The 13028-nt window shown below is 71.5% G+C and carries 11 protein-coding genes; 8 read left to right on the plus strand and 3 right to left on the minus strand.

Going from position 1 to position 13028, the window contains the following annotated elements; genetic code table 11:
- The first annotated feature begins 22 nt into the window (after positions 1-22).
- Complete coding sequence (locus T333_RS11235; RefSeq protein ID WP_355001803.1) at positions 23-997, plus strand: helix-turn-helix transcriptional regulator; 975 nt, start codon at positions 23-25, stop codon at positions 995-997.
- A gap of 308 nt (positions 998-1305) precedes the next feature.
- Here T333_RS11235 and T333_RS11240 read toward each other — a convergent pair whose 3' ends face one another.
- Positions 1306-2220 (minus strand): SMP-30/gluconolactonase/LRE family protein, encoded by a 915-nt coding sequence (locus tag T333_RS11240; protein WP_355001804.1) that lies wholly within the window; start codon positions 2218-2220, stop codon positions 1306-1308.
- 101 nt (positions 2221-2321) lie between these two features.
- On the opposite strand from T333_RS11240, the gene T333_RS11245 reads away from it, so the two are divergent.
- The 5 genes from T333_RS11245 to T333_RS11265 all read left to right on the plus strand — a co-directional run bounded on the left by T333_RS11245 (position 2322) and on the right by T333_RS11265 (position 6182).
- Entirely contained in the window at positions 2322-3044 is a 723-nt protein-coding gene (locus T333_RS11245) for an alpha/beta hydrolase (protein WP_357250752.1), read from the plus strand.
- 74 nt (positions 3045-3118) lie between these two features.
- Positions 3119-3499 (plus strand): hypothetical protein, encoded by a 381-nt coding sequence (locus T333_RS11250; protein ID WP_496424412.1) that lies wholly within the window; start codon positions 3119-3121, stop codon positions 3497-3499.
- Complete coding sequence (locus T333_RS11255) at positions 3492-4778, plus strand: WXG100 family type VII secretion target (RefSeq protein ID WP_496424413.1); 1287 nt, start codon at positions 3492-3494, stop codon at positions 4776-4778. The genes T333_RS11250 and T333_RS11255 overlap by 8 nt, the downstream gene beginning before the upstream one ends.
- Positions 4760-5623 carry an ESX secretion-associated protein EspG gene (locus T333_RS11260; RefSeq protein ID WP_496424414.1) on the plus strand — a complete coding sequence of 288 codons (864 nt, stop codon included), beginning with the start codon at positions 4760-4762 and terminating at the stop codon, positions 5621-5623. The genes T333_RS11255 and T333_RS11260 overlap by 19 nt, the downstream gene beginning before the upstream one ends.
- Positions 5624-5654: 31 nt before the next feature.
- Positions 5655-6182, plus strand: a complete 528-nt coding sequence (locus tag T333_RS11265; protein WP_355001809.1) for a gamma carbonic anhydrase family protein — start codon at positions 5655-5657, stop codon at positions 6180-6182.
- Positions 6183-6200: 18 nt separating this feature from the next.
- On the opposite strand, the gene T333_RS11270 is transcribed toward T333_RS11265, so the two are convergent.
- Together T333_RS11270 and T333_RS11275 are read right to left on the minus strand one after the other, a co-directional pair.
- On the minus strand, positions 6201-6824 hold the full coding sequence (locus T333_RS11270; RefSeq protein WP_355001810.1) for a phosphoribosyltransferase: 624 nt from the start codon (positions 6822-6824) through the stop codon (positions 6201-6203).
- Positions 6825-6835: 11 nt separating this feature from the next.
- Positions 6836-7690, minus strand: coding sequence for a carbon-nitrogen hydrolase family protein (locus tag T333_RS11275; protein ID WP_357250742.1), 855 nt, complete (start codon positions 7688-7690; stop codon positions 6836-6838).
- A 62-nt stretch (positions 7691-7752) separates the two neighbouring features.
- On the opposite strand from T333_RS11275, the gene T333_RS11280 reads away from it, so the two are divergent.
- Both T333_RS11280 and T333_RS11285 read left to right on the plus strand, forming a co-directional pair.
- A complete protein-coding gene (locus T333_RS11280) occupies positions 7753-9561 on the plus strand; it encodes a DEAD/DEAH box helicase (RefSeq protein WP_355001812.1) in 1809 nt (602 codons plus the stop codon).
- Positions 9562-9687: 126 nt separating this feature from the next.
- Positions 9688-13017, plus strand: a complete 3330-nt coding sequence (locus T333_RS11285) for an AAA domain-containing protein (protein WP_496424415.1) — start codon at positions 9688-9690, stop codon at positions 13015-13017.
- Positions 13018-13028: the final 11 nt, after the last annotated feature.

Genomic DNA, 13028 nt, shown 5'->3' on the forward strand with positions numbered 1-13028 from the left:
GTTTTCTGGGATTCTGGAATTCGTGAACGACACCCCGGCCCGGCTGCTCCGGCTGCTCTCGCTGTTGCAGACCCCGCGCGAATTCTCCGGCAGCGAACTGGCCGAACGCCTCGGCGTCACCGACCGCACCGTGCGCCGCGACGTCGACCGGCTGCGCGAACTCGGCTATCCGGTGGAGGCGACGATGGGCGCGACGGGCGGCTATCGATTGGTGGCGGGCACGGCCATGCCGCCGCTGCTCGTCGATGACGACGAAGCTGTCGCCATCGCGGTCGGATTGCGGGCGGCGGCCGGATCCGCGGTCGCGGGCATCGAGGAGGCGTCGGTGCGTGCGCTCGCCAAACTGGAGCAGGTCCTGCCCGCCAAGCTGCGCCGCCGGGTGCGCGTCCTCGGGGCGGCCACCGCGACGCCCGCGCACGAGGGGCCGACCGTCGACCCGGAAGTGTTGAGCACCTTGGCCGCGGCCGTAACCAACAGGGAGCGAACCCGTTTCGGGTACGCGGGCGGCAGTTCCCGGCGCCATGTGGAGCCGGTGGGCCTCGTTCCGATCCGCCGCCGGTGGTATCTCCTCGGCCACGACCTCGATCGCGCGGACTGGCGCGTCTTCCGCGTGGATCGGATCGAACGTCCGCAACCCACCGGCGCACGATTCACCCCGCGTCCACTACCTGCCGCCTCCCCTGCCGACTACGTCGCGGGCCGCCGAACCGATTGGGGCGCACCGTCTTACCGCGTGCAAGTGACGATCTCCGCGCCGGTCGCGCGGGTGACGGGCCGCCTCGGCGACGACCCGGGCGACCTCACTCCCCTCGACGAGGACACCTGCCGCCTGACCGCTACCCGCGACGACTCCCCCGAATGGTTGGCCCACCGCCTACTCGCGCTCGGCGTTCCCTTCCGAGTACACGCATCCCCTGAGCTGACCGAGCAACTCCGCACCATCGCGTCTCGAATCGAATCTTCGCTCCCCCCAGTCGAACCCGCACCGCTGTCCTAGCAATCGGTTTCGCCGGTGAGCATCGGCGGATTGCTGCTCGGTGACAGTTGCGGGACAGCCCCGGATTCGCACCGGCGTTCCCGCGTCGAGTTGGACGATATCGCCGCGTCGAAGCGTGCGCGGTCCCAGCTCGGGTGGTCGAGGACGAATCACCGGGCAGCAGAACGCCGTTCGACAGCGGCCTGCGCACGCTGACGGCCGGACGGTTGCGCGCGGAGAGCACCGGGCTGGGTCGCGGAAATCGGCGGGAGAGAAATGGTGGCCGAGCAAACTCACGATGTCCGGCCGCCAGCCGAGACGGGGTTGCCTCAGGGGGCCAGCTGGATGCGCAGAATCGTTCCGCGCTCGGTACCGGCGAGGAATTCACCGGGACGGCCGGGCACCGCCGCGACCGACGTCATCGGCTCGGCCGTGAGAACTTGGCAGGACTGGCCGCTCGGATCGATCCGGACCAGCTGGCCGGACAGCGTGGTCACATAGACCGCGCCCGCGTCGTCTACCAGCAGGTCGTCGGCGAAATCGGGGACGCCGGGAAGCGCGGACGTCAGATCGGCGAGGACGGTGCGGTGCTCCGGTTCGGTGACCGGGAAACGCAGGACCCGCCCGAGCGGACCGCCGTTGGAGGTCAGGTACACCGTGCCGTCGCGCACGGCGATGCCGTTGGCGTTGAGCTCGGCTCGCTCGGTCCAGCCCGCGTCGACGACGCCGTCGCGACCGATGCGGATCACGCCGGTCGCGGAGGCGACGTAGAGCGTGCCGTCGGCGTCGAAGGCCGCGCCGTTGGGCATCGTGAATCCGGACACGAAGATCTCGGGGCGGGGTTCGGCGGCTGCCGGGTCGAATCGGACGACGCCGCCGGGGCGCACGACGCTGGTCGGCGAGTCGCCGTAGACGGCGTACATCAGCCCGTCGGGTCCGAGCCGGACCGCGCCGGGAAACTCCACCCGGACCGTGGCGGTCAACCGCCCGGCGTCGTCGTAGCGCTGCACCTCGTTGCGGTACAGCCGGGACACCCAGAGATTGCCCTGCCGGTCGAAGGCCAGGTTCTCCGACCAGTCCAGCACCGCGACGGCAGCGGGCAGCGCGGTCGTCGACGTCGCGTGCGCGCAAGCGGGGCTTGGTTCCGCGATCGCGCTCGGGGCGGCGACTCCGGCGCAGGCCAGAGCGACGGCGAGCGCGGGAACCGCGCGCCGCAAAAGCGCGGGCAACTCGACGATCGACACCTGGGACCTCCTGATCTGCACCGCGACGCGCGCAGTGTAACTCCTATTTCCCTGGGATGGTGAAGTCCCCTGAAGTGCAGAAGGTTTGGCACTATCAGTGCATGCTCTACTTCGACGGCACGCGCGGCAGGCTGCACTATCGGCGCTGGACGGTCGACCACCCCGCGGCGGTGGCGATGCTACTGCCCGGTATCGGCCAGCACAGCGGCCACTACCACCGGTTCGCCCGATACCTACGGACGATCGGTACCGAAGTGTGGGGGCTGGACACCGCGGGCCACGGCCTCAGCGAAGGCGATCCCGCGCATCCCGGCACCCTCGCCGAGCTGGTCGCGGACGCGACCAGGCTGGTGGAACTGGCGCGCGTCGAACTGCCGGACACGCCGTTGGTGCTGATGGGCCATTCGCTCGGCGCGGTCACCGCGCTCGGCATGCTCGGCGCCGCGGTCCCGGACGCGAGCACGGCCACCGACCTCAACGCCGTCGAGGCGAACTTCCCGACCGTCCCGAGCATCGACCCCGGCACCCTGAGCGGTCTGGTGCTTTCGGCCGTGCCGCGCCGCGCGCTCGGCAGCGGTCTGCCCGGTGCTCCCGGCACCCCGCTTCCGTCCGACCTTCCGATCCTCGCGGTGCACGGGACGGAGGACCGCCGCGCCCCGATCGATGCGATGCGGGTCTGGACTGGACGCCACGAATGGGTAGATTTACGCGAGTACGCCGACGCCGGGCACGATCTGCTGCACGAGCCGGTGCACGCGCGGGTCGGCGCCGACATCGCGGACTGGATGCAGAGCGTCGTCGTGGGGTTGGCACGGCACGCGTGAACCGAGTACGGCCGCACGACGCGGCACGATGAGGAGACAAGGGGGACGGGGCGGTGCAACCACAAGACAGCGCGATGCGACCACAGGTCACGGCACTGAACCAAGCGGTCGACGAGGGCAGGCTCTGGATCGACGGCGTGCTGGTCGCCGACGGCGCGCCCGAACGGTGCGCCCGGCGCTACGAGCAGCTCGCCGACGAGGTGGAAGCGCAGATCGGAGTGCTGAGCGCGGCCGTATCGCTCCCCGGTTTCGGCGGTTTCGCCTCCGGCGCCGCACTGCGGAGCGGTTTCGAGGACAAGGCCGAGGGCGCGATCGCGCGGCTGCGCGACTACGCCGACTCGGCGCGGGCGCTCGCCCAGACCTTCCGCGCCGCCGCGACGGCCTACACCGAGGCCGACACCGAATTCGCGGCCGCTGTCGCCCGGGTGGACGCGACGGGAGCCGCGCATGCGTGAGATTCCGTACCAGACCGAACGCGCGCCGCACACCCGCGTCGATCCGGCCTACGCGCCGAGCGTCGAGGTCTTCGACAACCTCACCCACCAGGAAATCCACGGCAAGGTGCAGCTGCTCGACCCGGCGGTGCTCAACGCCGGTCAGCAGGCCTGGCAGACCTCGGCGACCGGCCTGACCGAGTCGGTCGCGCAGGCGCACAACGAGATTCGCTCCACCATCGCCGACGGCTGGCGCGGCGGCGCGGCGCAGACCGCCGCCGACGCGGTGCGTGATTTCGAACAGCGCGGCCAGCAGCTCGCCGATGTGATGGCGGCGGTGGCGCAGCGACTCGGCCAAGCGGGCGACGCCGCCGAGACGTTGCGGTCCGCGGTCGGTTCGCCGTCCGGCGCGGAGCCGGATCTCGCTGCGGCACTGCTGGATCCGAATCAGGCGACCGGCAACATCACCACCCAGAAGACCACCGAGCACGACCGCCAAGACGTCGTGCAGGCCATGGACACCATCTACGCCGACGCGTTCCTGCGAAGCGGTTCGGGGGTCCCGGCGTTCCCGGACGACGCGCCGATCGTCCCGACGGGCATCACTCCGGGCGGCAGCACACCGGGCACTGCTCAGGGCATTCCGGCCAGCACGGTGAACAACCCTGGAGCCCAACCTGTTTCGACACTCGCGCCGACGCCCGCGCCGATCGCGGAACCGGTGCGCGAGACCGAATCCGAACCGGAGCGGTCAGCGGCGACCGACACGACCCCGGCGACGGTGACCCCGGCGTCCGCCGGACCGCTCACCGCCCCATCCGTCGCGGACACGACGCCCGCCGCGGCCAAGCCCGTCACCGTCGCGGCCGACGCGCTGGCGGCCGCTGCCGCCTCGACGACGGAACGCGCACCGCGCCAAGGCCTTTCGGCACCGGTCAGCGCCGCCTCCGCCGCGCTGCCCGGCGCGACGCTGCCCGGCAGCGGCACGACCGCCGCCGAGGACGAGCGCAAGCGCGAGGAACGGCGCAGGGAGGCCAACAGCGAGGCCGTCACCGGTATGGGCGCGGGCGCCGTCGGCGGGCTGATGGGCGGCGCGCTCGCCGCGGCCGACACCACTCGGCACGGTTCCAGCGTCGCGTCCAAGGCCGCGGCCGCCCGCGCCGAGGACGAGGACGACGAGCTGCACTGGATCGACGACGACCTGACCTTCCTCGAACCCGCGGACGAAACGGGCGAGCTGATCGGCGAACTCGATCCGACCACGCCACCGGTCGTCGGCGAATGGACCGAGCTGGAGTGAACTGGACGCTGACCCCGGACCAGTTCGCCATGGCCTGGGAGCGCACCGACGGTGACCGTATCCCGTACCCGCTGGCCGTTCGGCTCTCGGCACGCGACTCGGTGGAGCGAGCGGCCCAACTGCCCGCACTGGACGCGTGGTGCGAGCGGACGCTGGACGCCGATCTGGAGGCCGCGCTGCGGCTGCTCGCCCGGCCGACCGTGCGGGTCGAGGTGTTCGGCGAGCACCGGCCGACCAGCCGCACCGCCGCGCCGGACGACGAACAACTCACGGACGCAGCGGAATTCGCCATCGGTGCGTCCGCGGAGCCGTCGGACGCCCCCGTCCACGGCGCCGTCAAGCCCGTGCGTGTCCTCGGCGTCGCCTCCGGCAACGTCGCGGTGGTCGCCACACAACGCCCTGGCCCGACACCCGACCGCGGCGGCGACATCCGCCTGGTCGTCGGCAGCCCGAAAAGCCTGCCCGCCCGGGTGATCTCGATGCTCCCGGAGAACCCGCCCGGCACCGTTGCCCGGCTCAGTTCGCCGCTGTCGCGGGTCAAAGAGGACAGCCGCGATCTGGTGACCGTTCCGGTGTCGGGTCCGTCCGCGCCCGCGCGGATCCGCCGCCTGCTCGCCCGTCCGCGCGACGGCATCGGCCAGATCGTCGTGTCCGTCCGCCGCGCCGACGAGCTGAAGCCGTTCGGGGTGCTGTGCTGGATCGATGTCGCCGAGGACGGTCGCTACGCCGTCCGCACCGGCGCCGACGTACACATCGCGCCGGTGACCGCGGAGACCTTCGCCGCCCACCTGCGCCCCATGCTGACCGCCGCCGAGAAGACCACCGCGCGATCCGAGCGGTGGTAGCGTCCGCCCCGGCGCTGGTAGACCTGTAGCCGTGCCACTCTACGAATTCGAAGGCAAGCGACCGCAGGTCGATCCGACGGCGTTCGTCGCGCCGACCGCGACGCTGATCGGTGACGTGCGGGTCGAGGCGGGCGCCTCGATCTGGTACGGCGCGGTGCTGCGCGCCGACCTCGCCCCGATCACCATCCGGGAACGCGCCAACATCCAGGACAACGCCGTGCTGCACGTTCCGCCGGACGTGCCGATGGAGATCGGCCCCGGCGCGACCATCGCGCACAGCGTGGTCTTCCACGGCGCGTCCGTCGGCGCCGAGGCGATCGTCGGCAACGGCACCACGGTGCTCGACCTGGCCAAGATCGGCGCGGGCAGCATGATCGCCGCGCATTCGCTGGTGCCGCCGGGCACCGAGATCCCGGACGGTGTGCTCGCGGCCGGTGCCCCCGCGGAGGTGAAGCGCCCGATCGAGGGCACCCAGGCGCAGATGTGGGTGCAGCTGAACCCGGGGTTCTACGCCGAACTCGCGCAGCGGCACCGCAAGGGCATCAGCGAAGTCGGCTGACCGATTCGGCGGCGGCGCTCAGTTCAGCAGATCGGTGACCTCGTGGTCGGCGAGCTGGTGGAAGTCCCGATAGGCGACGCCGACGCCGCCGAGGCTTCGCGGCACCAGCGGACACACCACCTCGTCGGCCTCGGCCTCCACCCGGCGGATCGCCTCGATGGAAGACACCGGAACGCCGACGACGACCCGCGTCGGCTGGTGCAGGCGCGCGACCCGGCAGGCGACCACCACGGTCGCGCCGGTCGCCATCCCGTCGTCGACGATCACCACGGTGCGCCCGGCGATCGGCACCGGTTTCGCGTCGCCGCGCAGCACCTCCCTGCGCCGCTCGAGTTCGGCGCGCTCTTCCTCCTCGATCGCCGCCAGCCTGCGCTGGGTGACGCCGGTGTGCGAGAGCACGTCCGAATTGAGCACCCGGACGCCCTCCTCGCCGATGGCGCCCATGGCCAGCTCCGGCTGCCACGGCACACCGAGCTTGCGCACCAGCAGAATGTCCAGATCGCCCCCGATGATCTCGCGCACCGCCGCGGCGACCGGGACACCGCCGCGGGGCAGACCGAGCACCAGCGGCTTCGACGCGCGCAGGTGTTCCAGCTGGGCACCCAGCGCGCGACCGGCGGCGGTCCGATCGGCGTAGATCATCGATTCGAACGCTACTCCGGTGCGCGCTCGGTGATCGCGAATCGGCGCAAGGCCAGGCTCGGGTTGGCGGTGCGCACCGTCGCCAGGTGCGCGAGGTCGATGTCCGCGGTGAGCACGCCGGGTTCGTCGCCGAGCTCGGCCAGCACGCTGCCGGTGGGGTCCACGATCATCGACGCGCCCGCGCCGCGCGGCGCGCACTGGTCGGCGGCGAGCACGTACACCGTGTTCTCGATGGCCCTGGCCCGCAGCAGGGTCGTCCACTGGTCCACTTTGGCCGGGCCGGGGATCCACTGCGCGGGCAACACCAGCGCCTGCGCGCCCGCGGCGGCGATGCGGCGGAAGCCCTCGGGGAAGCGCAGATCGAAACAGGTCTGCACGCCGAATCGCACGCCGTCGACCGCGAAGATCGGCGGCGCCTCGATCGCGCCGGGCTCGACCACGTTGGATTCCAGGTAGCCGAAGGCGTCGTAGAGGTGCACCTTCCGATACCGCGTCACGAGTTCGCCGTCCGGCCCGAACACCAGCAAGGTGTTGCGGATGCGGTCCGCGCCGGGAGCGACCTGCTCGACCATGCCCGCCACGAGATGCACCGCGAACTCCCTGGCGATCGCACCGAGTCCGGTGGCGAACGGGCCGGTCAGCGGCTCGGCCACGGCCACGACGCGTTCGTCGAGCCGGGTCACGGCAAACATCGAGTATTCGGGCGCGACCACCAGCCGCGCGCCGCGGCTCGCGGCGGTCCCGACGTGCTCGCGCAGCGCGGCGAGATTGCCCGCCGGATCCTTCCCCGGGGCGAACTGGACGACGGCGACCGCCACCGGAGAGACGGGCTGATCCTGATGTTCGGGCACGTTGTTCAGTTGCATAGGTCTCACCGTATTGGCCCGGTGGCCGGGACGACCACCGCCAGGCAGTAAACTCCTGGTCAATGAACAACAATGAGGTCGACAGCGTTCCTGGCGACAATGACAGGGACCCGGCTGGGAGCGAAACGGCTTCCCCGGCTGCCGGCCCGTCGTTCGCCGATCTGGGTATCGATGACCGCATCCTGCGGGCCATCGCCGACGTCGGTTACGAATCGCCATCGCCGATTCAGTCGGCGACCATTCCGCCGCTGCTGGAGGGCGCCGACGTGGTCGGCCTCGCCCAGACCGGCACCGGCAAAACCGCCGCATTCGCGATCCCGATCCTGATGGGACTGAAGCCCGAGGGAAAGCATCCGCGTGCGCTGATCCTCGCGCCGACCCGGGAGCTGGCCATCCAGGTCGCCGAGGCGTTCGGCCGCTACTCCGCGCACATGCCCGGTCTGCACGTGCTGCCGATCTACGGCGGTCAGAGCTACGGCGTGCAGCTGTCGGGTCTGCGCCGCGGCGCGCACGTCGTCGTCGGCACGCCGGGCCGGGTCATCGACCACCTGGAGAAAGGCACGCTCGACCTCTCCCAGCTGCAGTACCTGGTGCTCGACGAAGCCGACGAGATGCTCAAGATGGGCTTCCAGGAGGACGTCGAGCGGATCCTCGCCGATACGCCGACCGACAAGCAGGTCGCGCTGTTCTCGGCGACCATGCCCTCGGCGATCCGCAAGATCTCCAAGCAGTACCTGCACGACCCGGTCGAGATCACGGTCAAGGCCAAGACTCAGACCAACACCAACATCACCCAGCGCTGGGTGCAGGTCTCGCACCAGCGCAAGCTGGACGCGCTGACCAGGGTCCTCGAGGTCGAGTCCTTCGAGGCGATGATCATCTTCGTGCGCACCAAGCAGGGCACCGAAGAGCTCGCCGAGAAGCTGCGCGCCCGCGGTTTCTCCGCCGCGGCGATCAACGGCGACATCGCGCAGAACCAGCGCGAGCGCACCATCGGCCAGCTCAAGTCCGGCGCGCTGGACATCCTGGTGGCCACCGACGTCGCCGCGCGCGGCCTGGACGTGGACCGCATCTCGCACGTGGTCAACTACGACATCCCGCACGACACCGAGTCCTACGTGCACCGCATCGGCCGCACCGGCCGCGCCGGGCGCAGCGGACAGGCGCTGTTGTTCGTCGCCCCGCGGGAACGCCATCTGCTCAAGGCGATCGAGCGCGCCACGCGCCACCCGCTCGAGGAGATGCAGCTGCCCAGCGTCGAGGACGTGAACGCGCAGCGCGTCGCGAAGTTCGGCGACGCGATCACCGAGAACCTGTCCTCGGCGAATCTGCCGCTGTTCCGCAAGCTGATCGAGGACTACGAGCGCGAGCACAACATCCCGCTCGTCGACATCGCCGCCGCGCTGGCGGTCGGCTCCTACGACGGCGACAACTTCTTCATGGAGCCGGAGCCCGAGCCCGAGCGGCGCGAGCGGGTGCCGAGGGAACGGCCCGCGCGCCGGTTCGACGAGGACCGTCCCGCGGCGTCGCACCACCGCGGCACCGGCACGGAGCTGGCCACCTACCGGATCAGCGTCGGCAAGCGGCACCGCGTGGTGCCCGGCGCGATCGTCGGCGCCATCGCCAACGAGGGTGGTTTGCGGCGCAGCGACTTCGGGCATATCAGCATTCGGCCGGACCACAGTCTGGTCGAGCTGCCCGCGCAGCTGCCCGCCGAGACGCTGGAAGCCTTGCGGCGCACCAGGATCAGTGGCCAGCTCATCCAGCTGCAACTGGACCAGGGCCCGCCCTCGCACCGCTCGTTCAGCCGGGGTCCGCGCCGCGACCGCGACGCGGGCAAGCGCCCGGAGCGACGCAAGCCACGCTCCTGAGCCGGGCGGGGTAACCCGAGGTCACGCAGGCTAGCTAGGGCTAGCTAAGGTGTTGCCGACCGGCGCGCACGCCAGCGCGCCTGGTGCGGGTGTCCCGGCGAAGACACAGGAGGGGCGCGTTTGTTCGTGTTCGGTGATCGTGTCGTATGCGCCGCCGCTGATCTCGTGCGCGCGGCGCGCTGTGAATTCGCGTTGCTGCGTGCCCTCGACACCGAACTGGGCGCGCTTCCGGACGACATCGAAGCCTCCGCCGCGCGAACTTTCGCGGCCGAGCCGCACCGCGTCGACGATTCCCGCGAACGCAGGCTCGCCGATTTTCGCGACCGCTACGGCAGCGGCATGGTCGAGATCCGCCAGCCGCCACAGAATCCGGACGATCCGGAGGGACGGGTGGCGGCGCTGCGGGACGCGCACGAGCGGACACAGGCCGCGCTGCGCGAGGGCGTGGCGGTGGTGCACAACGCCACCTTCTTCGACGGCGGGTTCGCGTGCGCGTGCGAGTACCTGGTCCGTGCGAGTCATCGGGTGCGCTACACCGTGCACGGCGCCGCGGCCACACCGTGGGACCGGGTGGTCACGGCGCTCGAATCGGCCGCCTGCGCTGTGGCTTTGGACGCGGGCGGCGGTCTCACCGCACCCATGGCCCGGTTGCATCTCGGCGCGGAGAGCACCGACCATCCGCTCACCGATCTGGTTCCGGTCTACCTGGCCAGGCGGCGGCGCGTCGAACGGATCGTGGAGGACAAGCTCGGCGAACTGCTCCCCGTCCAGTGGGGCGATCCGCGGTATCTGGCCTGCGGCCACTGCCCCACCTGCACGGCCGAGCTGACCGCCGCGCGCGATCTGCTCCTGGTCGCGGGCATGTCTCCCGCCGCGCGCGCCAGGCTGCGCGAGGCCGGGGTGAGCACCATCGACCGGCTGGGCGGGCTGGACGGCGCGGTGCATGGACTGCCGCCGCGCACCGTGACCACGCTGCGCAGGCAGGCGGAAATCCAACGGCGCAGCGAGGATTCGGGCCGTCCCGCGCACACGCTCGTCGACGCGCTCGCGCTCGCCGGGCTGCCGCCCGCGACACCGGGCGATCTCTCGCTGACCGTGGACACCGACGAACGGGGACGCCTCGCGGCGATCGAGATCGGCGCGCCGGGCACTGTGCACCTGTCCTTGCGCGCGCCGTTCGCCGCGGCGGCCGTCGACGAGAACGCGGGATGGCGGGACGCGCTGAGCCGGGTACTCGACCTGCTCGCGCACCGGCGACGGTCCTTCCCGGACATGCGCGTCTACCACTACACCGCCGAGGTGCGCTCGGCGCTGCTGCGCTGGACCGGGGAGTCGGGCGTCGGCGAGGAGGTCGCCGACGAGTTGCTGCGCGATGGTGTGCTCGTCGACCTGTATCCGATCGTGCGCAACGCGCTGCTCGTCGGCGAGGACTCGTACGGTCTGGATCGGCTGCGGCGCCTGCTGCCCGAGACCGCGGAGGCGCCGGAACCCGCCTGCGTCACGGTGCTTCGTCTGCGCGACTGGCTGCTGGAGTTGGCCGACCAACACACCGATCCCCTAGTGCGCGCCGACCGGTATCCGCCCCCCGAACCGCCGCGGCTCGCGCCCATGTCCGGCCCGTCCTCGGTGGAGGCGGCGCTCGCGGAATACGCGGCGGCCCAAGGGAACCCGGACCATCCCGCGGCGCTGATGGCCGCGGCGCTCGGCTACCACCGGCGCGAACGTCAGCCGCTGTGGTACTCGCACGCCGACCGGCTCAGCCACCCCGTGCACGAATGGCCCGACGCCTCCGGCGTCCTGATCGCCGACTGGGGCACGGTGGACACCAAGTGGCATCACAGTCCCAATCGCCCGTCCATGCGCAGGTATTTGACGCTGACCGGCCGGATCGGCACCGGTCGCGACGGTGGCGGCGCGGACGCCCTCGCGCCGGGCGCGACCGTCTACACCTACTACGACCGCCCGGTGGCCGCGGGCATGCGCACCGCGGCAGGTGAGCGCGGCACCGCGACGGCCACGGTGCTCGGCTGCGCGGTGGACGCCGATTTCGACGACACGGTCCGGCTGGAGGAACTCCTACCGGACGGCTGCGAACCCTACGACGACCTACCCATCGCCATCGCGCCGGGCCTGCCCGCCTGGGACGAGAACGCCGAGGCCGCCATGGAATCGGCCGCGCAGAGTCTGCTGATGACACTGCCGGAGATCCCGGATTGCCCGCTGTTCGACATCCTGGCCCGGCGGGCGCCGCGACTGCGCGGCGGCGCGCCGCTGCCGGAGGTGCACGGCGACCATGCCGCCGCCATCACCGCGGCCACCCGCGCGTTGGACGAGTCCTACCTGGTGGTGCAGAGCCCGTCGGGGACCGGGAAGAACTCCACCGTCGCGCGGGTGCTGGAACGGCTCGTCGTCCGGGACAAGTGGCGGATCGGCGTTGTGGCGCAAGCGCATTCGACGGTGGAGAGCCTGCTGGACGCGATCGTCGCGGTCGGAGTGCTTCCGGAACTGGTGGCGAAGAAGGACGCCGAGGCGGTGGCGCCGGAGTGGGCGGTGATCGACGGCGCTCGCTATCCGAGGTTCCTGGACAACGCCGTGAACGGGTGCGTCATCGGCGGGCTGGCCGCCGACTTCGCCGACGACGCGATGATTCCCCCGGACAGTCTCGACTTGCTGGTGATCGCGGACGCGGGCCGGTTCCCGCTGGCGGAGACCGCGACGGTGGCGGGCAGCGCGCGCAATCTCCTGCTGCTCGGCGACCCACAGCCCACCGCGGCGCGCAGCGCGCATCCGGGGCCGGTGGGCGAATCGGTCCTCGGCTGGTTGCTCGCCGACCGCGGCACCGTGCCGCCCGAGCGCGGGTACCTCCTGGACCGCACCTGGCGGATGCATCCCCGGGTGTGCGAGCCGATCTCCCGCCTGTTCTACGACGGCAGGCTGCGCTCCAACGAAACCGTCACGCTGGCCAGGCGACTCGACGGCGTCGAGCCGGGGATCGGCACCGTCCTCGTCGATCACTACGGCGATGCCACCGAATCGGCGGCCGAGGCACGCGAGGTGGTGCGCCAGGTGCGCGCCCTGCTCGGCCTGCCGTGGACGATGGGCGCGACCACGCGGCGGCTGCACCCGCACGACATCTTCGTCGTCGCGCCGTACGGCGCTCAGGTCGGCCGGATCCGAACCATGCTGGCGCGCGCCAAGATCGAGGACGTGCTCGTCGGCACCGTGGACCGCTTCCGCGGCAGGGAGGCCGCGGTGGTGCTGCTGTCGATGACCACGTCGAGCCCGGCCGACGCGCCGCACGGCATGCCGTTCCTGTTGTCGCCCAACCTGGTTCGCGCCGCGGTGTCGCGGGCCATGTGGCGCGCGGTGATCATCCGGTCACCGCTGCTCACCGAGTATCTGCCCGCCGCGCCCGACGACCTGCCGGACCTGGCCCGCTTCCTGCAATTGGGCTGAAACGCGCTCGG

This window comes from Nocardia sp. CNS-044 (genome assembly GCF_059570515.1).

What these genes read in the sequence shown, in the direction of transcription:
- T333_RS11250 (WP_496424412.1), top strand. Translation starts at nt 3,119, where the DNA reads ATGCGACCACAGGTCACGGCACTGAACCAAGCGGTCGACGAGGGCAGG.
- T333_RS11280 (WP_355001812.1), top strand. Translation starts at nt 7,753, where the DNA reads ATGAACAACAATGAGGTCGACAGCGTTCCTGGCGACAATGACAGGGAC.
- T333_RS11275 (WP_357250742.1), bottom strand. Translation starts at nt 7,690, where the DNA reads ATGCAACTGAACAACGTGCCCGAACATCAGGATCAGCCCGTCTCTCCG.
- T333_RS11245 (WP_357250752.1), top strand. Translation starts at nt 2,322, where the DNA reads ATGCTCTACTTCGACGGCACGCGCGGCAGGCTGCACTATCGGCGCTGG.
- T333_RS11270 (WP_355001810.1), bottom strand. Translation starts at nt 6,824, where the DNA reads ATGATCTACGCCGATCGGACCGCCGCCGGTCGCGCGCTGGGTGCCCAG.
- T333_RS11260 (WP_496424414.1), top strand. Translation starts at nt 4,760, where the DNA reads ATGGACCGAGCTGGAGTGAACTGGACGCTGACCCCGGACCAGTTCGCC.
- T333_RS11255 (WP_496424413.1), top strand. Translation starts at nt 3,492, where the DNA reads ATGCGTGAGATTCCGTACCAGACCGAACGCGCGCCGCACACCCGCGTC.